This is a genomic window from Mesorhizobium sp. M1329, from assembly GCF_040318035.1.
Classification (GTDB): Bacteria; Pseudomonadota; Alphaproteobacteria; order Rhizobiales; family Rhizobiaceae; genus Mesorhizobium.
In genome coordinates this window covers 66,868-90,867 of record NZ_JAMYLN010000010.1, presented here as the reverse complement: position 1 = coordinate 90,867, position 24,000 = coordinate 66,868, and the positions used below count along the sequence as shown (strand labels likewise).

Annotated in this window: 24 protein-coding genes; 15 read left to right on the top strand and 9 right to left on the bottom strand. The window is 61.9% G+C overall.

All coding sequences use genetic code 11. From position 1 onward, the window contains the following. Nucleotides 1-9: 9 nt before the first annotated feature. A complete protein-coding gene (locus NKH21_RS12680; RefSeq protein WP_352865293.1) occupies nucleotides 10-921 on the bottom strand; it encodes an NAD-dependent epimerase/dehydratase family protein in 912 nt (303 codons plus the stop codon). 120 nt (nucleotides 922-1,041) lie between these two features. Between NKH21_RS12680 and NKH21_RS12675 the strand changes: the two genes are divergently transcribed. The 10 genes from NKH21_RS12675 to NKH21_RS12630 all read left to right on the top strand — a co-directional run bounded on the left by NKH21_RS12675 (nucleotide 1,042) and on the right by NKH21_RS12630 (nucleotide 10,512). Further along, nucleotides 1,042-1,617 carry a DUF4893 domain-containing protein gene (locus tag NKH21_RS12675; RefSeq protein WP_352865291.1) on the top strand — a complete coding sequence of 192 codons (576 nt, stop codon included), beginning with the start codon at nucleotides 1,042-1,044 and terminating at the stop codon, nucleotides 1,615-1,617. A 77-nt stretch (nucleotides 1,618-1,694) separates the two neighbouring features. Then, nucleotides 1,695-2,477, top strand: a complete 783-nt coding sequence (locus tag NKH21_RS12670; protein ID WP_352865288.1) for a formyl transferase — start codon at nucleotides 1,695-1,697, stop codon at nucleotides 2,475-2,477. Nucleotides 2,478-2,520: 43 nt separating this feature from the next. Continuing rightward, complete coding sequence (locus NKH21_RS12665) at nucleotides 2,521-3,432, top strand: fatty acid desaturase (RefSeq protein WP_352865286.1); 912 nt, start codon at nucleotides 2,521-2,523, stop codon at nucleotides 3,430-3,432. 233 nt (nucleotides 3,433-3,665) lie between these two features. Next, nucleotides 3,666-3,968, top strand: coding sequence for a virulence factor (locus NKH21_RS12660; protein ID WP_352490721.1), 303 nt, complete (start codon nucleotides 3,666-3,668; stop codon nucleotides 3,966-3,968). After that, nucleotides 3,961-4,584, top strand: a complete 624-nt coding sequence (locus NKH21_RS12655; RefSeq protein WP_352668884.1) for a methylenetetrahydrofolate reductase C-terminal domain-containing protein — start codon at nucleotides 3,961-3,963, stop codon at nucleotides 4,582-4,584. The genes NKH21_RS12660 and NKH21_RS12655 overlap by 8 nt, the downstream gene beginning before the upstream one ends. After that, nucleotides 4,581-5,672 carry a methylenetetrahydrofolate reductase gene (locus NKH21_RS12650; RefSeq protein WP_023719930.1) on the top strand — a complete coding sequence of 364 codons (1,092 nt, stop codon included), beginning with the start codon at nucleotides 4,581-4,583 and terminating at the stop codon, nucleotides 5,670-5,672. The genes NKH21_RS12655 and NKH21_RS12650 overlap by 4 nt, the downstream gene beginning before the upstream one ends. An 80-nt stretch (nucleotides 5,673-5,752) precedes the next feature. Next, nucleotides 5,753-6,727 carry a methyltetrahydrofolate cobalamin methyltransferase gene (locus tag NKH21_RS12645; protein WP_023676516.1) on the top strand — a complete coding sequence of 325 codons (975 nt, stop codon included), beginning with the start codon at nucleotides 5,753-5,755 and terminating at the stop codon, nucleotides 6,725-6,727. Nucleotides 6,728-6,839: 112 nt separating this feature from the next. Continuing rightward, the gene (locus tag NKH21_RS12640) at nucleotides 6,840-8,909 is read left to right on the top strand and encodes an ASKHA domain-containing protein (protein ID WP_352865284.1); all 2,070 of its coding nucleotides are present in this window, start codon (nucleotides 6,840-6,842) and stop codon (nucleotides 8,907-8,909) included. A 186-nt stretch (nucleotides 8,910-9,095) separates the two neighbouring features. Next, entirely contained in the window at nucleotides 9,096-9,260 is a 165-nt protein-coding gene (locus NKH21_RS12635) for a hypothetical protein (protein ID WP_352865282.1), read from the top strand. Between the two features lie 268 nt (nucleotides 9,261-9,528). Beyond that, nucleotides 9,529-10,512, top strand: a complete 984-nt coding sequence (locus tag NKH21_RS12630; RefSeq protein WP_352865280.1) for an alpha/beta hydrolase — start codon at nucleotides 9,529-9,531, stop codon at nucleotides 10,510-10,512. Nucleotides 10,513-10,518: 6 nt separating this feature from the next. Here NKH21_RS12630 and NKH21_RS12625 read toward each other — a convergent pair whose 3' ends face one another. Beyond that, complete coding sequence (locus tag NKH21_RS12625) at nucleotides 10,519-11,418, bottom strand: LysR substrate-binding domain-containing protein (protein ID WP_023676521.1); 900 nt, start codon at nucleotides 11,416-11,418, stop codon at nucleotides 10,519-10,521. A 229-nt stretch (nucleotides 11,419-11,647) separates the two neighbouring features. On the opposite strand from NKH21_RS12625, the gene NKH21_RS12620 reads away from it, so the two are divergent. From NKH21_RS12620 to NKH21_RS12600, 5 genes are all read left to right on the top strand, one after another. Beyond that, nucleotides 11,648-11,833 carry a hypothetical protein gene (locus NKH21_RS12620; protein ID WP_352719709.1) on the top strand — a complete coding sequence of 62 codons (186 nt, stop codon included), beginning with the start codon at nucleotides 11,648-11,650 and terminating at the stop codon, nucleotides 11,831-11,833. A gap of 335 nt (nucleotides 11,834-12,168) precedes the next feature. Further along, entirely contained in the window at nucleotides 12,169-12,303 is a 135-nt protein-coding gene (locus NKH21_RS12615; protein ID WP_013894968.1) for a hypothetical protein, read from the top strand. A gap of 346 nt (nucleotides 12,304-12,649) precedes the next feature. After that, on the top strand, nucleotides 12,650-13,588 hold the full coding sequence (locus NKH21_RS12610; RefSeq protein ID WP_302895626.1) for a GlxA family transcriptional regulator: 939 nt from the start codon (nucleotides 12,650-12,652) through the stop codon (nucleotides 13,586-13,588). A gap of 80 nt (nucleotides 13,589-13,668) precedes the next feature. Then, the gene (locus NKH21_RS12605) at nucleotides 13,669-13,959 is read left to right on the top strand and encodes a type II toxin-antitoxin system TacA family antitoxin (protein WP_352865276.1); all 291 of its coding nucleotides are present in this window, start codon (nucleotides 13,669-13,671) and stop codon (nucleotides 13,957-13,959) included. Next, nucleotides 13,956-14,447, top strand: coding sequence for a GNAT family N-acetyltransferase (locus tag NKH21_RS12600; RefSeq protein ID WP_352865274.1), 492 nt, complete (start codon nucleotides 13,956-13,958; stop codon nucleotides 14,445-14,447). Before NKH21_RS12605 ends, NKH21_RS12600 begins: the two co-directional genes overlap by 4 nt. 26 nt (nucleotides 14,448-14,473) lie before the next feature. On the opposite strand, the gene NKH21_RS12595 is transcribed toward NKH21_RS12600, so the two are convergent. From NKH21_RS12595 to NKH21_RS12565, 7 genes are all read right to left on the bottom strand, one after another. Next, a complete protein-coding gene (locus NKH21_RS12595; RefSeq protein WP_352865272.1) occupies nucleotides 14,474-15,256 on the bottom strand; it encodes an ABC transporter ATP-binding protein in 783 nt (260 codons plus the stop codon). Then, entirely contained in the window at nucleotides 15,253-16,029 is a 777-nt protein-coding gene (locus NKH21_RS12590; RefSeq protein ID WP_352865270.1) for an ABC transporter permease, read from the bottom strand. Before NKH21_RS12590 ends, NKH21_RS12595 begins: the two co-directional genes overlap by 4 nt. A gap of 71 nt (nucleotides 16,030-16,100) precedes the next feature. Next, nucleotides 16,101-17,051 (bottom strand): ABC transporter substrate-binding protein, encoded by a 951-nt coding sequence (locus NKH21_RS12585; protein ID WP_352865268.1) that lies wholly within the window; start codon nucleotides 17,049-17,051, stop codon nucleotides 16,101-16,103. Nucleotides 17,052-17,164: 113 nt separating this feature from the next. After that, the gene (locus NKH21_RS12580; protein WP_352865265.1) at nucleotides 17,165-18,013 is read right to left on the bottom strand and encodes a DUF1194 domain-containing protein; all 849 of its coding nucleotides are present in this window, start codon (nucleotides 18,011-18,013) and stop codon (nucleotides 17,165-17,167) included. Between the two features lie 98 nt (nucleotides 18,014-18,111). Further along, nucleotides 18,112-20,673, bottom strand: coding sequence for a GcvT family protein (locus NKH21_RS12575; protein WP_352865263.1), 2,562 nt, complete (start codon nucleotides 20,671-20,673; stop codon nucleotides 18,112-18,114). Nucleotides 20,674-20,928: 255 nt separating this feature from the next. After that, complete coding sequence (locus NKH21_RS12570) at nucleotides 20,929-21,192, bottom strand: hypothetical protein (RefSeq protein ID WP_023676533.1); 264 nt, start codon at nucleotides 21,190-21,192, stop codon at nucleotides 20,929-20,931. A 156-nt stretch (nucleotides 21,193-21,348) separates the two neighbouring features. Then, a complete protein-coding gene (locus NKH21_RS12565; RefSeq protein ID WP_352865261.1) occupies nucleotides 21,349-23,838 on the bottom strand; it encodes a mechanosensitive ion channel family protein in 2,490 nt (829 codons plus the stop codon). Nucleotides 23,839-24,000 lie beyond the last annotated feature (162 nt).

The window sequence follows — 24,000 nt, the reverse complement described above, 5'->3', positions numbered from 1 at the left end:
GCTGCGCTTCTATTCGGTGGCCAGCGCCGCCAGCACATCGGCAAAGCTCGTCTTGCAGACGAAACCCAGCCGGTCCCTCGCTCGCGATGCATCATAGACCCGGTCGATCGACGAAAACATCGTCCAGCCTTTCTTCGCGTAGAGCACCGGATAATCCGGAAAATAGCGTGCGACAACCGACGGTGCGTCGGCGATCAATGCCGCGCAATCGTCGGGCTGGAACGGTGTTGGCGCCGAAATGATGAAGATGTCGAAGCCCAATTGCGGCGCTTTCTCCAGAGCAGCAATGTGGGCGTCGGCTGCGTCCTCCACCGTCAGCCGGCGGAACAACAGCTCATTGGCCTTGGTGTTGGCGTCCGACTGTTCGATCACATGAGCCATGTCGTCCGCCTCGGGAAAAAACCGGGCGGTGCGCAACACGATCACCGGCAGGCCGAACTGCAAATGATAGAGCCGGCAGAGGTGTTCGGCTGAAAGCTTGGTGACGCCGTAGATGTTGCGCGGTTCAGGCGACATGTCTTCCGTCAGCCATGCCGCCCTGCGCGCCCCGCCGGTGAAGCCGGTGCGGATGGTTTGGGAAATCATCAGCGATGTCGTCGAGGTGAAGATGAAGCGCTGAACGCCAAAAGCTGCTGCCGCATCGAGCAGGTTGAGCGTGCCGCGCACATTCGTCTCGACGAAATCCTCGTTGCGATGACGTTCGATGTCAGGCTTGTGCAGCGCGCCGCTATGGATGATGGCCCCGACGCGGTTCTCCTCGACCGTCCGCATGACCAGGTCGCGATCGGCGACTGAGCCGACGATTGGCGTTTCCGAAGACGGAACGAGATCGAGGCCGATGACGTCATGGTCGAGGGCCCGCAGGCGCGGTGACAAGGCGCTGCCCAGCCAACCCGACGATCCCGTCAGCAAGATCCGCATTCTTTCCACCTCGTTTCTGCTGTCGATGCTCAGGCACGGATGACAGAGCGCTGCGAAACATTAAGGTATGCGCCAGACAAGAAAACAGGCTGCACCAGCCATCAAAGGGAAACTCCACGAATGATCGCTCGCCTCATGTTTGCCGCAGCAGTTGTCTTCTGCTTTGCCCTGCCCGCGTTCGCCGATGGCGAGGTGCAGAAGCTGATAACGGCTGCCGACAAGGCGCGGCTCGACAAATATGGCGAGACGCGCAAGGCAGCGCTTGACGAGGCGAAGGCCGGCGATCCCGCTGAGGTCAAGCAGCTCGACGCCTTGCTGGCAAAGCCGCTGGTTTCCTTCTCCGACAAGGATCTGACCGGCAAATGGCAATGCCGCACCATCAAGGCCGGCGGATTGAGCCCGCTCGTCATCTATGGCTGGTTCAAATGCAAGGTGAGCGACGACGGTTCCGGCTGGAGACTGGAAAAGATCACCGGCTCGCAGCGCACCAAGGGCCGCTTCTTCGACGATAGCGAGAAACGCGCGATCTATCTCGGTTCCTTCTACGTCAACGACGATCCGGCAAAGCCCTATGGCAGCGGCCCGGAAAGCGATCAGGTCGGCTATGCCTTCCGCAACAGCGCCAGCGAATGGCGCATCGAGTTCCCGGCGCCCTACTACGAATCGAAGCTCGACATCCTCGAACTCAAGCGCTGAGCCCCGATCACCAAGGGTTAACCCGGTCAGCCTAGCATTCGCGCGCAAAGAACAGGTCTTTGCGGAGGTCGCGAAGCATGGCACAGTCGAAAACAAACCAACGGACGATCGTCGTCGTCACCGAAGGCGGGCCGCATATCTGGGCGATCGTCAACGCCGTCGCCGATCAACTCGGTCCGGTCAGCGTCATCCTCGAAGCCCCTGACTCCAAAAAGCAATTGCTCTTCGGGCGGGCGCGGCGGCAAGGCTGGGCCTCGGCCATCGGTCAACTCGGCACGATGATGCTGACGCGCCTCGGCGAGCGCTTCTTCGCCGGCCACGCAGCACGGCTTGCCGCCGAGCGGAAGCTACAAACCGAACCGAAGCATGGGCAAAAGATCATCCACGTCCCGTCGGCCAACGCGCCGGAATGCCTGCAGGCGATCGCGGAAATCCAGCCGGGTGCGGTGCTGCTCGCCGGCTGCCGCTTGCTGTCGCGGCAGACGCTGGCAAAAATCCCTTGCCCGGTCCTCAACTACCATGCCGGCATCGCCCCGAAATATCGTGGCATGAACGGCGGCTACTGGGCGCTGGCTTCAGGCGATGCGGAAAACTTCGGCACCACCGTGCATCTCGTCGACGCCGGCGTCGACACTGGCGGCGTGCTGCGGCAGGCGCGTGGCAAACCGCAGCCGGGCGACACGATTTCAAGCTACGCGTTGCGGCAGGCGGCGTTCTCGCGCGACATCTGCGTCGAAGCGGTCAGGGATGCGCTGGCCGGCAAGCTCGGCACGGTGGATCCCGGCCTGCCTTCGAAACAATGGTATCATCCGACGGTCTGGTTTTATCTCTGGACCGGGATAAGGAACGGCGTCTGGTGACGCGCCGATTTACCGGACAGCCACCCGCCACTAACATTGCATCATGAGCGACATCGACCACCGCACCATCATTGCCGGCCTTTCAGTCGAGGATCGTCGCGACCTCACCGCCAGGCTTGACCGGCCAGGCATCGTCCGGCTGGCCGTCCATGGCGGGCTGGTTATCCTGCTGGGCGCGCTGATCGCCGCCCGCATCCCGTTCTGGCCGCTTCTCGTCTTGCCGCAGGGAATCCTGATCGTCTTCTTCTTCACGCCGTTGCACGAGACCATCCATGAAACGGCGTTCAGGACGGCGTGGCTCAATCGCGCTGTTGCCGCCGTGGCTGGCTTCCTGATCCTGCTGCCGCCGGCATGGTTCCGCTATTTCCATTTCGCCCATCACCGCCATACGCACGACCCGAAAAACGACCCCGAACTGATGGCGCCGAAGCCGGAGACCGTCAGCCAATATCTGCGCTATCTGTCCGGCGGCCCCTATTGGATCGCCATGGGCCGCGTGGTCGCAACCAACGCGGCTGGCCGCAACCGCGACGGCTTTGTACCGGACAAGGGCAGCGGCAAGGTGGTTGCCGAAGCACGGCTGTTCCTGATCGGCTATGCGGTGGTGCTGGCCGCATCGCTCGCCGCGCAATCGGCGCTGCTGTTGTGGGTCTGGATCGTGCCGGTGCTGATCGGACAGCCGTTTTTGCGGGCCTACCTGCTGGCCGAGCACGCGTTGTGCCCGCACGTCGCCAACATGCTCGAGAACACTCGCACCACCTTCACCACAAGGCTGGTGCGCTTCGTGGCTTGGAACATGCCATACCATTCGGAGCACCATTCCTATCCGGCCGTTCCCTTCCACAGCCTGCCGCGCTTCCATGAGATCGTCGCGGGGCATCTACGCACGACCGAACGAGGTTACGTGCGCTTCCACGGGAAGCTGGTCGGCAGCTTCGATGGCCGCGCCGGCTGACCTGTGCTGAAAGACTCCGCTTTCAACCGCCGCCGTCGATTGCGTCGTTTTTGAAGGCCCCCGCGTCGTCCCATAACAAGCAGCCCAACAGCGCTTCCGGCAATGCTCGAAACCACTGCATCGGCCCAAAAGATCGGAATCGATCCTCGAAAGTACGACGCAGCAGAGTTAGGTGGTAGAGCATCGTTTGTGCGTCCGATTGGACGCGCGGCGCTCTCCAGGAGCAGGAATTCATGGCCGATCTGATCGTCGTCTACTGGCGCGACATCCCCGCCCAGGTCATCGTCAAGAAGGGCCGGCAGAACGCCAAGCGCGAACTGCCATTGCGCTTCACCGAGGCGATCGACATGTGCGCCATGCGCACCGGCGCCGGCGGCACCGACGACTATCTTGCCGAATGGCGCAAGGCAGAGCCCATCCCGGTCGGTGACGATCTTGAAGCCGAGGCCGAGAAAGCCCTTCAGGAACTTGACGCGAAATACGACCGTGAGCGGCTGGTCGCTCTGGTCAAGGCGGGCGGCAAAGAAAATGTCTGATCCCCAATCAATGCCGGCGACGACGGCTCAAGCCGGCGTGACCCAGGCGACCATCGTCAAGAACGCGGCGCCGAAATCCGACTACAAGCCGGCCGACGTGTCGCCGCAGCGGCGCGTGCAGCGCTCGTTTGCTGTGCGGCTTTGGTCGGTGCGGCATTCGCGGCTGCTCGAATGGTTCTACGCCAGGTTTGCCGACATGTTCCTGACTCTCCACCCGCTATGGAAGGGCATCGGCTACAGCCGTGTCGAAGGGCCGGTGAAATTCGTCGAGAAGCGCGTCAAGGGATTCATGTTCGACTGCCGCATGTGCGGCCAGTGCATCCTATCCTCGACCGGCATGTCGTGCCCGATGAACTGCCCCAAGCAATTGCGCAACGGCCCTTGCGGCGGTGTCCGCGCCAACGGCAATTGCGAGGTCGAGCCAGACATGCCTTGCGTCTGGGTCAAGGCCTGGGAAGGCTCGCGGAACATGGTGCATGGCGACAAGATTTTGGACGTGCAGAAGCCGGTGGATCAGTCCTTGCGCGAAACTTCCGCCTGGCTGCGGGTGACCGCGCAGGCCGCGGCCGCCCGCAATGCGGCCCACAACACTACCAACACCGGAGCGTCGGCATGATCGGCCGCCAGCCAGACGAGAATCCGGCCGGCATCCATTTGCCGCTCGATCCCCTGCCCGGCCACACCTCCCGCGGCCGGCTTGAGCGGGTTCTGCGACGCGGCGAGTTCGCAGTGACGACCGAGCTCAATCCGCCCGACAGCGCCGATCCGGAAGACGTCTACAACCGCGCCAGGATTTTCGACGGCTGGGTCGACGCCATCAATGCCGTCGACGCTTCCGGCGCCAACTGCCACATGTCGTCGGTCGGCATCTGCGCGCTGCTGACCCGCATGGGCTATGCCCCGATCATGCAGATCGCCTGCCGCGACCGGAACCGCATCGCCATCCAGGGCGACGTGCTTGGGGGTGCTGCGATGGGTGTCGCCAACATGCTGTGCCTGACCGGCGACGGCGTGCAGGCCGGCGACCAGCCCGGCGCCAAGCCGGTGTTCGATCTCGACTGCATGTCGCTGCTCGAAACCTGCCGCATCATGCGCGACAACGGCAAATTCCTGTCCGGCCGCAAACTCACGACGCCGCCGCAGCTTTTCCTTGGCGCCGCCATCAACCCGTTCGCGCCGCCGATCGATTTCCGGCCCTATCGGCTTGGCAAGAAGATCGCCGCCGGCGCGCAGTTCGTGCAGAGCCAGTACTGCTTCGACGTACCGATGTTCCGCACCTACATGCAGAAGGTCCGCGATCTCGGCTATACCGAGAAATGCTTCATCCTGTGCGGCGTCGGGCCGCTGGCCTCGGCCAAGACGGCCAGATGGGTTCGCTCAAACGTGCCGGGCATTCACATTCCCGATCAGATCGTCAAGCGTCTGGAAGGCGCCCAAGATCAGAAGAAGGAAGGCAAGCAGCTCTGCATCGACATCATCAATGAGGTGAAGGAAATTCCCGGTGTGTCCGGTGTCCATGTGATGGCCTACCGCCAGGAAGAGTATGTCGCCGAGATCGTCGATGAATCCGGCGTGCTGAAGGGCCGCCGGCCGTGGAAGCGCGAAATCCGCCGCGACGACCAGCTCGTTGCCGACCGGCTCGACCACATACTGCATGACGACCTCACCGAAACCCAGGTCGACATGGTCAAGACCGCGCATTGACAGCGCGAATCGTCAGCATTCGCTTGATCAGAAACAGATAACGATATAAAGAACTCTTTATATCACGACGGAGAGATTTCATGACCCGGACCATCGTCGCCTCGGCGACACGAGAAATCATCATCGGCTTCGATCAGCCCTTCTGCGTGATCGGCGAGCGCATCAACCCGACCGGCCGTAAGAAACTGGCCGCCGAAATGATCGCCGGCAATTTTGAGACCGTCATCAAGGATGCGCTGGAGCAGGCCGCCTGTGGGGCGACCATGCTCGACGTCAATGCCGGCGTCACTGCAGTCGATCCCAACGCCACCGAGCCGGCGCTGCTGGTGCAGACGCTGGAGATCGTCCAAGGTCTGGTCGACCTGCCGTTGTCGATCGATTCGTCGGTGACCGCCGCGATCGAAGCGGCGCTGAAGGTTGCCAAGGGCCGGCCGCTGGTCAATTCTGTCACCGGCGAGGAGGAAAAGCTCGAAGCCATCCTGCCGCTGATCAAGAAATACAACGTCCCGGTCGTCGCCATTTCCAATGACGAGACCGGTATTTCGATGGACCCCGATGTGCGCTTTGCCGTCGCCAAGAAGATCGTTCAGCGCTGTGCCGACTTCGGCATTCCGGCGCATGATGTGGTCGTCGACCCGCTGGTCATGCCGATCGGCGCGCTGGGCGATGCCGGGCGCCAGGTATTTGCCCTGCTACGCCGGCTGCGCGAGGAACTCAAGGTCAACACCACCTGCGGCCTCTCCAACATCTCGTTCGGCCTGCCGCACCGTCATGGCATCAACGCCGCCTTCATCCCGATGGTGATCGGCGCCGGCATGACCTCGGCGATCATGAACCCGGTGCGGCCGCAGGAAATGGAAGCGGTGCGCGGCGCCAACGTGCTGAACGGCACCGACGAGAACTGCACCAACTGGATCAGGACCTACAAGGACTACAAGCCTGCTGAAGGCGGCCAGGCCGTTGCCGCCCGGACACAGGTCAACGCGCCGGGCGACGGCAATGGCAATGGCGGACGCAGGCGCGGCGGCCGCGAAGCGCGGATGGCCCGGGGTTGAGCCATGGCTTGGCCGACACAATATGGGCTTAGGACTGGGGAGGAACCGAAACACAGCGGCATCGCTGCCGTGGCCAAGACCCGAGCAGCGTAGAAAGTAAAGTCTGGAACGTATGAACTCTCCCGTCAACATCACCGATCCGCTCGTGCTGTTCATGCCGTCCGGCAAGCGCGGACGGTTTCCGGTCGGCACGCCGGTTCTGGATGCCGCGCGCCAGCTCGGTGTCTATGTCGAGAGCGTGTGCGGCGGGCGTGCCACTTGCGGGCGTTGCCAGATCGAGGTGCAGGAAGGCAATTTCGCCAAGCACAAGATCGTTTCCTCCAACGACCACATCTCGCCCAAGGGCGCCAAGGAAGAGCGCTACGAGCGCGTGCGTGGGCTGCCCGAGCGGCGCCGCCTGTCCTGCTCGGCGCAGATTCTCGGCGATCTCGTCGTCGACGTGCCGCAGGACACCGTCATCAACGCGCAGACCATCCGCAAGGACGCCGACACCAGGGTCATCGCCCGCGATGCGGCAATCCGCATGTGCTATGTCGAGATCGAAGAACCCGACATGCACAAGCCGCTCGGCGACCTCGACCGCCTGAAGATCGCGCTGATGAAGGACTGGGGCCTCAAGAGCCTCGATTTCGATTTCCATCTGTTGCCGCAGGTGCAAGGCATTTTGCGCAAGGGCAACTGGACCGCGACCGCCGCCATCCACAAGGACACCGACAGCGAGACCGCGCGGGTCATCGCTTTGTGGCCCGGCCTCAAGAACGAGGCGTACGGGCTTGCCTGCGATATCGGCTCGACCACCATCGCCATGCATCTGGTGTCGTTGCTGTCGGGCCGCGTCGCCGCCTCGTCGGGCACATCCAATCCGCAGATCCGCTTCGGCGAGGACCTGATGAGCCGTGTCTCGTACGTAATGATGAACCCGGACGGCCGCGAAGGCATGACGGTCGCCGTGCGCGAGGCCATTTCGGGGCTTGTGGACAAGGTCTGCACCGAAGGCAACGTCCAGCGCAATGACATCCTGGATTCCGTCTTCGTCGGTAATCCGATCATGCATCATCTGTTCCTCGGCATCGATCCGACCGAGCTCGGCGGCGCCCCCTTCGCGCTAGCCATCTCCGGCGCCGTGCACATCAAAGCATCGGATATCGGCTTGAAGCTCAACCAGGGCGCCAGGCTTTATATGCTGCCTTGCATTGCCGGCCATGTCGGCGCGGACGCTGCCGCGGTGACGCTGTCGGAAGGCCCGCACCGCCAGGACGAGATGATGCTGATCGTCGATGTCGGCACCAATGCCGAGATCGTGCTCGGCAATCGCCAGCGGGTCATGGCGGCCTCCTCGCCAACTGGCCCGGCCTTTGAAGGTGCGGAAATCTCCGGTGGCCAGCGTGCCGCACCGGGTGCCATCGAGCGCGTCCGTATCGATCCCGAAACGCTTGAGCCGAAATACCGCGTCATCGGCTCGGAACTCTGGTCCGACGAGCCGGGCTTCCTCGACAGCGTGCAGGCGACCGGCGTCACCGGCATTTGCGGCTCCGGCATCATCGAGGTGGTCGCCGAGATGTATCTCGCCGGCATCATCTCCGAGGACGGCGTCGTCGATGGATCGCTGAGCGCCAACTCGTCTCGCGTCGTCGCCAATGGCCGCACCTTCTCCTATGTGCTGAAGGAAGGCGAGCCCAAGATCACCATCACCCAGACCGATGTGCGCGCTATCCAGCTTGCCAAGGCCGCCCTTTATGCCGGCACCAAGCTTTTGATGGAAAAGCAGCACACCGATCACGTCGATCGCATCCACTTCGCCGGCGCATTCGGCTCGTTCATCGACCCGAAATACGCAATGGTGCTGGGCCTGATCCCGGATTGCGACCTCGACAAGGTCTCGGCCGTTGGCAATGCGGCCGGCGCCGGCGCCCGCATGGCGCTCTTGAACCGTGGCTATCGCCGCGAGATCGAGGAAACCGTTAGCAAGATCGAGAAGATCGAGACGGCGCTGGAGCCGAAATTCCAGGAACATTTCGTTTATGCCATGGCGCTCCCGAACAAGATCGATCCGTTTCCCAAGCTGTCGGCGGCGGTGAAACTGCCACCCCGCAAGACGGTCAGCGAGGACGGCATTGCCGGCGACGCTGCCCCGCGGCGGCGTTCGCGCGAAGGCCACGCCGCGCGGCGCGGGCGGGGATGACTCGCCTCCGCTAGGCTGTCAGACCTTCCATTTTCATTTGTATGCAAATGTTTCCAGATCGCACCGATCTGGAAACGAAATCGCGTTTTCGTGAAATCCGCCAGATACATAGGCGGAGCATTTAACCGGTATCGAACGGCAGGCGGAAACAATTTTCGGCCACCGCAACGCTCCAAGGAGATCACGATGTCGATGTTCGAAAGCCTCGGCCGCTATGGTGCGGCCTTCAAGAAAACACGCGAAGCGCGAAAGTCGCTGCGCATCCTGAACAGCTTGCCGCCTGAGATCCAGAAGGACATTGGCTGGCCGGTGTCGCCGCTTTCGGTCGGATGGGGCATGCAGCGCGGATGAAATTCATCGGCAAATGCAAGCTGCTCGGTATTCGCCGGGGCCGCAATGCGGCTCCGGCTGCACCCAGCAATTGGCTGCGCGCCGCATTACTGCCCCGGCGTTGAGCTGCGCCAATAGGCCAGAGACTTCATGGCCGGACGCTTTGTCGACAGCTGGGATCAAACCACCGTGTTGAGATTGCATCAATCTTGACTTTTTTGGTGGCGACACAATCTTCGAAATAGTCGGGGGTTCTCTTAGTCGGCTCAGCCGAAGTCCGTGTATCTGCATGCCCAGTCTCAAAAGCCACGTCGTGTCGTTCGTCCTCAGGTACAGTCGCAAGAAGGCGTTTTCCAGCCCGGAGAACCTGCAGCGCTGGATCGCCTATGCGCGCAGGACGGAAAACCATCAGCCGCCTGCGTCGCTGCGGTCGCACCTGGAGATCACAACCCGCACGATCAACGGCTTTCCCGTCTACGAGATCGCTCCCCAGGCTGGTGAGCGGAGGCGGATTCTCTACCTGCACGGCGGCGCTTACGTCTTTGAAATCACACCCTATCATTGGCGGCTGATCGCCGACATGGCCGACCGTCTCGGGTTCGGTATTACCGTGCCGATCTATCCCATTGCTCCCGAACACGATTTTCACGCCATGTTCGGCATGGTCGGCGCCGTCTACCGCCAGATGTTCGGCGAAACCAGGGCAAATGATATCGTCTTCATGGGCGATTCCGCCGGCGGAAACATGGCCGTCGTGCTGACCATGATGGCTGCGCAAGACGGCCTGCCCTTGCCATCACGCCACGTGCTGATTTCGCCCGGCCTCGACGTGTCGCTCGCCAACCCAGAAATGTATGAGGCTGAACGCAACGATCCGTGGCTGGGCATTGCCGGCGGCCGCGAGGCGATCCGGCTTTACAGCGCCGGCATAGATCCCACCGACTGGCGCATCAGCCCGGTTTACGGCGACTTGTCGGTGCTGCCCAAAACGCTGCTGCTGACCGGTTCACGTGATCTGCTCACCCCCGACAATCTGATCTTCGCGGAAAAGGCGCGCGCGGCCGGCGTCGAAATTGAGGTCGTCCACGAACAAGGCATGTTCCATGTCTGGCCGTTGATCGACATGCCGGAGGCGCGACGCGCGCGGGACAGTATAGTGGCCTTCTTGACCAACGAAACTGGCAGTTACCATGCCAAGGCAGGAGAGTTGTCGCTGCAGAGGACAGACCGCGACGGAACCCCTCGCGATCTGGTTGCGCCGCTCAGGTCGTAGTTTGGGTCAGAACTTCCCAGTTTCCCTGAACATCTCAAACGTCGCGCGGATATGGTCGGCTACTGCCTTCACCGGAGCACTGGCGTCCGGCGTCACCACCATGGCGAGATTGTAGGTGCCGATGTCAGGCATGCCGTCCTTCGGGCACAACTCGACCATGTCGCTGCCGAGGAATGATTTCGGAAGCGGCGCGACTGCAAGATCCGCCATGATCGCGGCGCGCTGGCCGGCCGTGTGTGCGCTCATATAGGCGATGCGGTAGTTACGGCCCTCGCGGCCAAGCGCCTCCAATGCCCCTGCCCGCCAGGCACAGCCCTCTTCCCACAAGGAGACCGGCAGCGGCTCGCGCAGATGCGCGCAACCGCCCTTGGCACCGGCCCAGACGATCGGCTCTGTGAGCAGCACTTCGGCACCGATCGCGCTGGTCTTGTAGGAGTTGGTGAGCAGCGTGATGTCGAGTGCCCGATCGTCCATGCGCCGGCGCAGATTGACACTCTGGTCGATGGTGACGTCGACGGCGATCGATGGATGCGATTGTGCGAACCGCTTCAGCACATGCGGCAGCACACGTTCGCCATAATCGTCCGGCGAGCCGAGCCGCACCACCCCGACAATGTCTGGAATGATGAACTTCGACACCACCTCGCGATTGATCGACAGCAGCCGGCGCGCATAGCCGAGCAGCATCTCGCCATCGGTGGTCAGCGTCACCGAACGGGCATCGCGCGCGAACACCGAGCGGCCGAGAATATCCTCCAGCTTCTTGATCTGCATGGAGACGGCCGACGGCGTGCGGAAGACCGCATTGGCCGCAGTGGTGAAGCTGCCGGTCTCGGCGATTGCAACGAAAGTGCGCAGAACGTCGAGATCGAGCAGTGGCAGCGGATGATTGAGTGGGGCGTTCATGGCAAGCGACCTTCAATTTTTCTGATGCAAACCATCATTCCATTTCGTTTGATTGAACATCAGTTTGGGAGGATAGTCAACTCCATCGAAGGCAAGACGCATGGAAGTGGTCCTGAAACAACCATGACACGGACCTGCAATCGACACGAAATGAAGCTGAAACAAACCCGGTGTACCGCCTGACGCTGCAAGCGCCGGGACAACCCGGCCCAACGCGAAGGAGAATGAGATGTCTATCCTGTCATCCATCGGTCGGATCGCGACCGAGTTCAGCGAGGCCCGCGCCCGCTACCAGACGGAACGCGCCATCCGCGCGCTGCCGATTGAACTGCAGAAGGATATCGGCTGGCCCGACGCTGCCGATGCCAAGGCCGGCACTCGCCATGGTGTGGGATCTTGGGCTGGAGCAAAGTAAACCGTGTGTATCAACAGCTGAAGGCCTGCCGCGCAGATCAGCCCGGCAGGCCTTTTTGTTTGTATTCCAATGATTTTCCCGAGCCATGTCGCCGTCGCATGCCGCATATGAGCAAGTCGCATAGCAGCCCGCATTGGCAATCAACACATTGTAAATAATCCAAAATCCTGGGCAGAATGCCCAAATTTGTCGCATTCCGTGTCGCTTTTCATATCAAGTGCTTCGCTTTTGCGATTTAGTTTCCCCTCACGTAAGCCTATATCATCATCAACAAACGAGCTGCCCCACTCCATCAAGCGAAGGCGACCCGTCTGAGCAACCGAATGGAGATGATCATGAAGCTTTTTGCCCGCCTCTTTGCCCGCCGCGAAATGAACCTGACGACCGCGCTCGAGCGCCAGCGTCTGGCCAACACCATGCCTGGTCAGACCGGCGCCATGGCTGCCGCGCGCCTCGGCTTTGTCGCCTGAGACAGCGATCCTGGTAGAAGCAGCCTCGCGCTGCTTCGAGGTCGATCCAGCGCCGCTTCGGCTTTGCCGAGGCGGCGTTTTCGTGCGCAGACTGCGTAGGCTCGTTTGGTCAATCCGGTGGCATGTCGTGTCCTTCGCCGCATAGCGATTGCCCATTTGCGACCCGTGTCGCAAATAAAGTCTCTCCGTTGCCATCTAGCCAATTGACAGGAAACGTTTTTCCTGATGTCGCTATGCTAATCGCGACATCCTGTTCGCGCCATTGCAGCGTGAGGATCTACCCGTGAACGTCGTAAAGCACCCGATCCGGCGATCGTTCGTATTCTTCCTGGTCCCCGATTTCACCATGATCGCCTTCGCGACGGCGCTCGATCCGTTGCGTTCGGCCAACCGCATGCTCGGCTATGAAGCCTATCGCTGGCGGCTCGCCAGCATCGACGGCAAGCCGGTTCGGGCCTCGAACGGCGTCGAATGCGCCGTCAACACCTCGCTGGAGGAAGAGCGCAAGAAAATGTCCGGACCGGACCGGCCGAACATGGCCATCGTTTGCAGCGGCATCAATGTCGAGCGCTACCAGAACAAATCGGCCTTTGCCTGGTTGCGCGAGGAGTACAATCGCGGCGTTGCCGTCGGCGGCCTGTGCACCGGCGCGCATATCCTGGCCGCCGCCGGCCTGCTGTCCAACAAGCGCTGCGCCATCCATTGGGAGAACCTGCCGGGCTTTTCCGAGGCGTTCCCCAAGGCCAATGTCTTCGCCGACCTCTTCGAGATCGACCAGAACATCTACACCTGCGCCGGCGGCACCGCCGCGCTCGACATGATGCTGAAACTGATCGGCGACGATTTCGACGAGAGCCTCGTCAACCGCGTCTGCGAGCAGGTGCTGACCGATCGCGTGCGCAGCCCGACCGACCGCCAGCGCCTGCCGCTGCGCGCCCGCCTTGGCGTGCAGAATTCCAAGGTTCTGACCATTATCGAACTGATGGAGGCCAATCTCTCCGAGCCGCTCTCGCTGATCGAGATCGCTGACCATGTCGACCTGTCGCGCCGGCAGATCGAGCGCCTGTTCCGCACCGAGATGGGGCGCTCCCCTGCCCGTTACTATCTGGAGATCCGCCTCGACCGCGCCCGGCACCTGCTGATCCAGTCGTCGTTGCCGGTGGTCGAAGTGGCGGTCGCCTGCGGCTTTGTTTCCGCCTCGCATTTCTCCAAATGCTATCGCGAGTTGTACGCCCGCTCGCCGCAACAAGAACGCGTCGACCGCAAGCAGCTTCTGGCGGCTTGATCCGGCACGTTCGTGGGCGCAGCCAAAAATTGTCATGACATTGTCTGGCGAAATGGGTATCCTTCGATCGAGAGGTACCAATGACGACCAGAACCACCAGATCGGAAAAACTGGACTTGCGCCTTACCCCCCAGGCAAAGCGTACGCTCGCAAGCGCCGCCGCGACTGAACGCCGTTCGCTCAGCGATTTCGTGCTTGAAAGCGCGCTTGCGCGAGCCGAAGAAACATTAGCCGACCGGCGCAGCTTCCATCTCGACGCCGAAAAATGGGTCGCGTTTATTGCAGCGCTCGACGCGCCAACGCGTGATCTCCCCCGCCTCAAACGCCTATTGAACGAACCAAGCATCTTTTCCGGTCGCGATCCGGCGTGAACGAATTCCAGATCGAGAAACTGGCCCGCAAGCATGTGGTGGACATGTTCGACTGCGGTGAAGAACCGCTCAATCGATTTCTCGTCCGCTATGCATTCCAAAACCAGCAAGCCAATGCTTCGCAAACCTACATCGGTCTCTCTGGCGAAGACGTGATCGGCTTTTACACCCTGGTCGTTGGTGAAGTCGCATATGAGGGTGCGCCCGAGCGATTGATGAAAGGTCTCGCACGCCATCCGGTGCCTGTAATGCTGCTGGCGCGTCTTGCGGTTAGTTTGGACTGGCAAGGCAAAGGCGTCGGCGGCGGACTGTTGCGCGATGCCGTCCTGCGCAGTTTGCAGGCGGCCGATATTGCAGGTATCCGCGCGGTCGTCGTCCACGCCAAGAACGACGGCGCCCGCACGTTTTACGAGCGCTACGGATTCGCGCAATCGCCGACGGACCCGCTGCATCTTTACGTGCTTATCAAGGACTTACGAAGTCTCTGAGCCGTTCAGGCGCCTTGCTGACCCGACTATGTCTGCGCCGTGCGCATCGCCTCGACGCGGATGTCTTCCGTCAGCCGCGCCTTCAGGGCCGAAAACTCCGGGCTGGTCTTCAGCGTATAGTGGCGCGGATGCGGCAGGTCGACGGCAACGTCCGATTTGATGCGGCCCGGCCGTGCCGTCATCACCACGACGCGCGACGCCATGAAGATCGCCTCCTCTATGTCGTGGGTGACGAACAGCACCGTCTTTTGCCGGCGCTCCCAGATGCCGAGAAGCAGTTCCTGCATCAGCCCGCGGGTCTGGTTGTCGAGTGCGCCGAACGGCTCGTCGAGCAGCAGGATCTCCGGATCGTTGGCCAGTGCCCGGGCAATCGCGGTGCGCTGCTGCATGCCGCCGGAAAGCTGCTTCGGCCAATGGTTTTCAAAACCTCTCAGACCGACGAGATCGACGTAGGACGCGACGATGTCGCTGCGCTCGCGCTCTGCCATTCCGCGCTCGCGCAGGCCGAAGGCGATGTTGTCGGCGACCGTCAGCCACGGGAACAGCGTGTACGACTGGAAAACCATGCCACGGTCCGGGCCCGGCCGGTCCACCACCCTGCCATCGAGCAGAACACGTCCCCCACTCGGCGCTTCGAGGCCGGCGACGATCCTGAGCAGCGTCGACTTTCCACAGCCGGATGGCCCCAGGATGGTGATGAAGTCGTTGGCGGCAACCGCCAGATCGATCGGCATCAGCGCGTTGACCGGCTGCCCGCCGCCGACACCGGCGAAGGTGCGCGAGACGCCTTCGATGAGAAGCTTGCTCACGCCAGACTCCACGGAAACAGCCAGCGGTTGAGCGCCTTGAAGGCGAAATCGGACAGCAGCCCGATCAGGCCGATGACGATGATGCCGAAGATGATCTGCCCCGTCGCCAGCCGTGACTGGCTGTTGATGATCATATAGCCGATGCCCGACGACGAGCCGATCAGCTCGGCGACGATGACGTAAGTCCAGGCCCAGCCGAGCACCAGCCGCAGCGTCTCGGCAATCTCCGGCGCATTCGCCGGCATGATCACGCGCCGTACGATGCCGTTGTCGGACGAGCCAAGCGTATAGGCCGCCTCGACCAAGTCGCGCCGTGTGCCGCCGACCTTGACCGCGATGATCAGGATGATCTGGAACACCGAGCCGACGAAGATCACCAGCAGTTTTTCGAGCTCGCCGACGCCCGCCCACAGGATGAGCAGCGGAATGAAGGCCGATGCCGGCAAATAGCGGGCGAAGGAGACGAACGGTTCCAGGAACGCCTCCACGGGCTTCCAGGCGCCCATCACGATGCCGAGCGGGACGGCAACGATGGCCGCCATCAGAAACCCGCCGAAGACGCGCCAGATGGTGATGAGGATGTCGAGCCAGAAGCGGTCCTCGACCAGCAGCCGCCAGCCGTCTCTCACCATCGACAGCGGATCGGCTAGGAAAATGCGATTGACGTGGCCGCCAAGCGTGATCCACGCCCAGAACGCCACGAACAGCACGAAGAACAAGATGCCGAGCACGGTTCGAATGCCCGGCGAGACCGGATGCAAGGGGCGCGGCATCTTCGACCGTCCTCTGAACTGAATGAAAAAGCGGCGGCGCACGCGCCGCCGCCGGGCGACAATCCTGCCGGTTAGTCGGCGACGGCGCTGGTGTCGGCCAATGTCGAGACGTCGGGCGCTTCCTTGATCAAACCCATCTGCAGCAGAAGTTCGCCGGCGGTCTTGGAAAAGTCCTGGAATTCCTTAGTGAAGAACTGCTTGTTTTCAGCCTTGTCGGCCCATTTCAGGTATTTGGCCGACTCTTCGAACTCCTTGGCCGACTGCTTCACGTCGGCGCCCATCGTCTCATAGGATTTCGCGGGATTGCTCTTGATCAGGTCGAGTGCCTCGAAATAGCTGTCGGCAAGCGCCTTGGCCGCATCCGGATTGGCCTTGAGGAACTCCGGCGTGCAGCCGACCGTGTCGAGCACCATCGGATAGTCGAGAGTGGTCACAAGGATATGGCCCTGGTCGGACTTTTCGCGCACGGCCGAGATGAACGGCTCATAGGTGACCGCCGCATCGTTCTGGCCGGCGAGAAACGCCTGCGCCGCCGCGTCCGGCTCCAGGTTGACGACGGTCACGTCCTTGGTCGACATCCCGTTCTTGTTGAGCACCCAGGCCAGCATGAAATAGGGCGACGTGCCCGGCGCCGAGGACGCGACCGACTTACCCTTGAGATCGGCGACGGTCTTGATGTCGTTGCGGGCGACGATGCCGTCGGCGCCGTAGGATTTGTCGAGCTGGAATATCTGCTTGGTCGTCACGCCGTTAGCGTTCCAGACCAGCCACGTCTCGACCGTGGTGGCGGCGCATTGCAGGTCGCCGCTGGCGATGGCGAGCGGCCGGCTGGCTTGCGGCACCTTTTTCAAGGTGACGTCGAGGCCGTGCTTTTCGAAGATGCCGGCCTGCTTGGCGAGCGTCAGCGGCGCAAAGCCGGTCCATCCACTGATCCCGATGCTGACCGATGTGGCAGCCATCGCCGGCGCGCACAATCCAACGGCAAGCGTCAAGCTTGCTGCAAGAATTCCGATCCTGTTCATGTCGGTTCCCCTTTTATGTGTTCGGATGGGGAATTGTGTCACAGACGCCCACAGGCTTGTCAATGAAGCATATGCTGCACTGCGGTATGTCATCGCGGACAGCGAGTTCGGCATTAGCGGCTGTTGTACATCCAGCTGCGGTCACGCCACATTTTTTCCCCGACCAGGCAGTCGGTGACGGGGCTGTCTTGTGCCAGCACCAATGGCGGGTGCGCCGCCTCTTCCGCCGCTCGCTGCGGCGAGGCCGGACCGGCAAGCTCCAGCACCAGCTTACGGCGGATGGCCTCCGGAAACTGCGTCCAGTCATTGACCGGGATCATGAAGGAGCCCGGCCCGCCGATGACGCAGTCGCTGTAGTAACGGTCGAGATTGTTGACATCGTAAGCGCTGCTGAACCCGCCCCTGGTCATCAGCGGCAGGCCGTTGACGGTGATGCCCTGCTTGATAACGGCGTCGCGGGTGATATCGACAGGTGCGCCCTGGTTGTTGGGGCCGTCACCCGAAATGTCGATCACCCGCTTGACGCCCTGGAAGCCGCTTTCGGCAAAGAGATCGCTGGCAAATTCCAGCGCGCCGGAGATCGAGGTGCGCCTGGCACTGGCCGGCGGATGAGCGGAAAGCTGCGCTGCCAGCCGCTCGGCGTCGGCACGATTGGCGATCACCGTCCACGGAACGACGACCTGCTGCCAGGTCGCGCCAGCCCATTCGACATAGGTGACGGCAATCTTGCCATGAGCGCCTTCCCCGATCGCCTGCAGCACATCGTCATGCGTCAGTGCCGCCGCATAGCCGTGACGCTGGATTTCGAGCTCGTCCGGCGACATGGAAAGCGAAACGTCGACTGCCAGCACCAGTTCGATGTCAACGGGTTCGGCAGCGCGGGATATCGCCGTCGGCCATAGCACCGAGGCCAGCGCGGCGGCACCCGAGACGAGATGTCTTGCACAGGCAAAACCAGACATGCCGCACGGTAAGCGAAAATAGTCGATCGACAAAGAGAAAAGCCCGGTGGAGAGCCGGGCTGTTCCAGTCACGTTTTTGCGAGCGCGCGTCTCTAAGTTCAGCTGCGCGGATTGAGGTTCTCCGGGTCGTAGAGCGGCCTGTAACCGACGGCAGCCACTTCGACCGGGTATTTCTCGCAGAAATATTCGACGCTCAGCTTACGGCCCTCCTGACAATAAGCCCAGGGCAGGTAGGCGAGCGCGATATTCTTGCCGATGGTCGGACCGTAGGCCACCGAGGTCGTGAAGGACCGGCGGCCGAGCTCGTCGACCAGCGTCTCACCGGTTTGCGGGTCCATCACCGGCATCGTGCCGACCGGATAGCGGGGAACGCCGTCGGAATCGGTATTGTCGGTCATGATAAGCGTGCAAAGCATGGCCGGCTGATGCGCCCGGGCGCGATATTCCAGATGCTTTGCCTTGCCGCAGAAATCGGCCTCCTTGACCTTCGGGCGGGCAAGGTCGGCTTCCAGCAGATTGTATTCGGTCAACAGATCCGCGTTCTGCAGGCGCAGGCTCTTCTCCATGCGGCGGCTGTTGGCATAGGTCTCGACGCCAAAGGCCATCACGCCGGTCGACCGCAGCGCGTCCCAGACGGCCAGGCCGTCCTCGTAGCGCATATGCAGTTCCCAGCCTTGCTCGCCGACATAGGAGATGCGGAAGGCGGTCACGTCCTTGCCGCCGATCCTGACGGGCTTGATCGCGGCAAAGGGAAAATTCTCCGGGGTCAGCCCGTCGGGGTTTTCCACGCACTTGCTCAATGTCGCTCGCGCGTTCGGACCCCAGATGCCGACGGTCACGTACTTCTCGGTCACGTCGGTGACGGTAACGTTGAAGCCTTTGTCTTCTGCCGTCCGGCGCATGTACTGGAAGTCGCGCGGCCCGGCATCAGCGCCGTCGATGACGCGGCAGCGGTCGGCCATGCGGATGACGGTCAGGTCGGCGCGGACCATGCCTTCCTCGTCGAGGAAATGGGTATAGATGCCCTTGCCGATATTTCCGTCGCCGCCAATCTTTGCCGCGCACAGCCATTCCATCAGCGCGACATGATCGGGACCTTCCACGTCGTACATGGCGAAATGCGACAGGTTGACGATGCCGCAGTCCTCGCTCATGGCCAGATGCTCGGCATTCGAGACGCGCCAGAAATGGCGGTTATCCCATTCGTTTTGGCGCACCGGCACCCGGTTGCCGTATTTCTCGAGCAAATGCTCGTTGGCGGCGTAGCCATGGGCGCGCTCCCAGCCGCCGAGCTCCATGAAATAGCCGCCGAGTTCCTTCTCGCGCTCCCAGAAGGGCGAACGGCGAACATTGCGGGCCTTGGAGAAGGGTTCGCGCGGATGGACAGCCGGGTTGTAGACCTTCATCGCCGTTTCGGTGCAGCGGTCCCAGATGAACTGCTCTTTCGTCTGGTGCGGATAGAAGCGCGAATAGTCGATGGCGTGGTGGTCGATCGCTGTGCGGCCGTCCGTCATCCAGTCGGCGATGAGCTTGCCCATGCCGGGGCCGTCCTTGACCCAGATGGCCACGGCATACCAGAGGCCTCTCACCTTCTGGCTTTCGCCCATCGAGGGGCCGCCGTCCGCCGTCACCTGCAGCAGGCCGTTGAAGGAGTGGCTCTCATTGTAGCCCAGCTCGCCCAGGATCGGCGTCAGTTCCATGGCCCGCTCAAGCGGCGCCAGGATCTGCTCCATGTCGAGATCGCGTTGCGACGGCGAAAGCCGCGCCTCATTTTTCTCGAGAATGTCGCGCGGATGGCAAAGGCGCGGATTGGTCTCTTCGTAATAACCCCATTCGATCTGCCCGCCTTCAGCGGTCTTGGGGTCGCCGGTATCGCGCATGTAGGCCGAATTGCCCTGGTCGCGCAGCAGCGGCCAGCCGATCTCCTTGCCGGTGCCGGCGAACTCGGTGTACGGCCCGAAGAAGGTAAGCGGGTGGTCGATCGGCATGACCGGCAGGTCCTCGCCCGCCATTTCCGCAATCAGCCGTCCCCAGATGCCCGTGCAGACCACGACATAGTCAGCCTCGATCGTGCCGCGGTCGGTCACCACGCCCTTGATGCGGCCGTTCTCGATGACGAGCGACCTCGCCGACGTATTCGCAAACGCCCTGAGTTTGCCGGAAGCTTCCGCCTGGTCGACCAGCTTGCCGGCGACTGTCTGCGAGCGCGGGATGACCAGGCCGGCATCGGGATCCCACAGGCCGCCCTGCACCATCTGCTCTTCGATCAGCGGGAATTTTTCCTTGATCTCGGCGGGATCGATCAGGCGGGCGCGTGTGCCGAAGGCCTTTGCCGAGGCGATCTTGCGCTTGATCTCCGCCATGCGGGCGTCGTCGCCGACGCGGGCGACCTCGAGGCCGCCGATGCGCGCGTAGTGACCCATCTTTTCGTAGAAATCGATTGAATAGAGCGTCGTCCAGCACGACAGGAAGTCATGGCTGGTCGTGTAGCAGAAGTCGGAAGCGTGCGCCGTCGAGCCGATATCGGTCGGGATGCCCGATTTGTCGATGCCGACAATATCGTCCCATCCTCGCTCGATCAGGTGATGGGCAACCGATGCGCCGACGATGCCGCCAAGCCCGACGATGACGACCTTCGCCTTTTCCGGAAACCCTGCCATTGCCCGCGACTCCAAGATGCTACTGCGGCAGACTATAGGGCGGCGCGGCGGCGCGCTTGCAGCCTGTTTGCGACATCGCCAAAAAAGCCCGCGCCACCAGCCCGTCGAATACAGTTAGACCTAGCCCTCGCCCTGCTCAGTACGAAGGCGCTGCTAGAGCAGCTTCGAAGAAAAGTGCATACCTTCATCGTCGATTACCGGAAGCAAACAAAAGGCCGGGCGTTTGCCCGGCCTTCAAAAATCATGGCGTCGACCTTACTTGATGCGCGCGACGCCGCCCGAGATCTCGATGGTTTCCGAACCGGTCAGTGCCTCGAGGTCGCCATTCGGCAAGGTAACGAAACAGCCGCTCGGGCAAAATTCCACGGTTTCGCCGGCGGCCAGCGCCAGCTCGGTCTTGCCGCCGCCTTCCGTCACGATCAGCGTGCGGGTCTCGGCGTCCTTGTTGACCGCGCTGGCGGCATGAGCCGAACCGCCCACGGCCAGAAAAGCGATGGCGGCGACGAGAGACTTCCACATTTTGCAGTATCGGTGTTGCCACCGCCTCTGTTGCATTTCGCAAGGCATTCTCGCCGTTTGCAGGTGAGCTTATATGAGATGCAAGCTGAACAGCAACTGAATGCCGCATTCATGCCGCAATTGGTTTCCGAAGGCTTGAAGGCAAGCTCCAGACAGCTAGTCGGGGTCCGGCTTCCGCACCTTGCGTCCCGACTTGGCGAGACGTTTCGCCTCGACCGCCGCTAGGGCTTTTGCTTGTTCCCGCTCGGCGAATTCGACTTCGATCTTGTCGTCGTCGATCGGCCACGCCACGTGCTTTTTGGTCTCGACGACGGCGCGCGGCGTCGACGGAATTTCGATATGCTGGTCGGCGAACACATCGAAGATGGCAAAGCGGATGTCGTTCTGGACGATATTGCCATTAAGAACATCCGCCAGGAATACGCGGATCTCGAATTCAAGTGCGGCCGGGCCGAAATTGGAAAACAGCACAAAGGGTTCCGGGTTCTTCAGCACCAGCGGATGGCTGCGTGCGATCTCCAACAGGACGCCATGCACGTGCTTGACCTCGCTGCCATAGGCAACGCCGACCTTGATGTCGATGCGGCCGAGCTTGTTGCGGTGCGTCCAGTTGCCGACCGCATTGTTGATCAGGTTTGAATTGGGCAGGATCACCGATTGCCGTTGGAACGTCTCGATCTCGGTGGCCCGCACGCTAATCTTCTTGACCGTACCGCTGATGTCGCCGGCGACGATCCAGTCGCCGACCTTGAACGGTCGCTCGGCCAACAGGATCAGGCCCGACACGAAATTCGAGACAACATTCTGCAGGCCGAAACCGATGCCGAGAGACAGAGCGCCGGCGACCAGCGCGAGATTGGAGAGGTCGATACCGGCCGCTGAGATGCCGACCAGTGCCGCAACTGCGACGCCGGCATAACCGACCGCCAGCCGGATCGAATTGCGCACGCCGGTGTCGACCCGGCCGCGCGCCATTACCGAGCCGTCGAGCCAGCCCTGGAACCAGCGCGTCAGGAAATAGCCGATGATGAAGACGACGACGCCGGTGAGAATGCCGGTGACCGAGATCGTCACCGAACCGATGGTGAGGCCGGTCGCCAGCTTGTAGGCCCAGGCCTGGATGTCGCCGGGCTGGAAGCCCCACATCAACAGGATCAGCGGCAGGAACACCAGCACAATCATGATGTTGATGGCGGCGCTGACGACAAGCCCGAGCTGGTCGAGGGCGGTCTCTTCGTAGCTTGAATTGGCCGCTAGCCAGCGCCCGATCGAAGTTTTGGCGAAACCACCTTCCTCGCCGATCGCGCGCGCCGACAGGAAGCCGATATAGGCGGTGACCAGGATAGTGCCGGTGACCACGACCTGCAGCGAGACGAAAATTGCAAGGCCGATATAGCCGAGCAGTGCCGATGCGATGGTGAATAGGCCTAGCGCGACGGCGGTGTAGCGCAGCCACGCCGGCCACGGGCGCCAGCTTCCGTCGAGGGCCTTGAACGGCTTCAGCAGGCCCATAAGGATCAGGATGATGCCGACGATGATGGTGGCGATGAAGCTTCTGGCGATGGTCAGCGACAGTGGCGAGCCCATCTTGTCGTTGACGACAGACAGGAAGTTGTTGCTGCCGATGACGACAGCCATGGCGGTCGTCAGCCGCACCAGCCAGCGCGCCGGGCCGGTTTCAACCGGGATCAGACGCCAGTTCGGCAGTCGGGGCTCGAGCGCTGCGTTGGTCAGGCGGTTGACGCAGAACACCACCGCGATAACGGCAACCAGCGAATTCAGGAAGATGCCGATATCGCCGCGTAAGACGTTGTAATAATTGAAGAAGAAGATCGTCGAGACAAGGAAGGCGCCGACCGCCAGCGTCGGCAGCAATGTCGACCAGAACGCCACCGACAGGCGGCTGAGATAGGAGGGATCCTCGACGGAGGGATCGGCTTCGAAGACGCGGCCGAACAGGCGTCGGCCGCCGATAAAAAGCACTGCAGCGAATGCGAGCGCCATCAAAGTCGCGGCAAGAATGGCCTGGAACTTGAACTTGAAGGCGAAGCTCAGCCAGGACGACACCGCCTTATAGAAGCCGGAAAACTCAGCGTTGGCGTCGGAAAAGACTTCAGGGCTAAGCGCATCGGACAGCACGTAGCGCTTAGTAAGCACATTGCGGAACAGCTCGCTGCGCATGTTGCCGATCTTCTCGATCAGCCCACTGATGCGGATCGACAGGTTCTGCGCGCTGGCAATAACGGCGTTGATCTCGGCTTTTTCGGAAGCCAAGGCCTGGCGTTCACCGGTTACGATGTCTGGCTCGGCCGGCTGGCCCGCGGCCGGCGGAGGTCCCAGCATCTCAATCCGATCGTTGATATCGCCGAGACGCGAGCGGAACGCTAGCGCGCTGGTGAGCGCCGCCCGCGACAGATCCTCCAATTGCAGACGGATTTCCACGAGGGTGGCATCGTCTTGGCCGTCCTGCTGTATCTTCTTCTCGAGATCGTCGGTTTTGGCCGTCAGACTCTGGATGACCTTCTGCTGGTCTGCGACCAGCCCGGCGGCGCCCTGCCCGAGTGCCTGCGCCATAGCAACGAACGACGGCGGCGCCGAGACAACAAGCGCAAGAATCAAGACCAGGCGGAGTAAACGAAAGAACATGATTTTTCTGGCGACTCGCGGGCGGCATCGGCAGTTTTGAAGCACGTCCTTGATAAAGAGGCTCATATCATGGGGCAAGTCACCCCAGGCGGCTCGTTTTTCGAAGTCCCGCCAATCGAAGTCGGCCAAATCCGATCGAAGTCGGCCAAATCCAATCGGAGT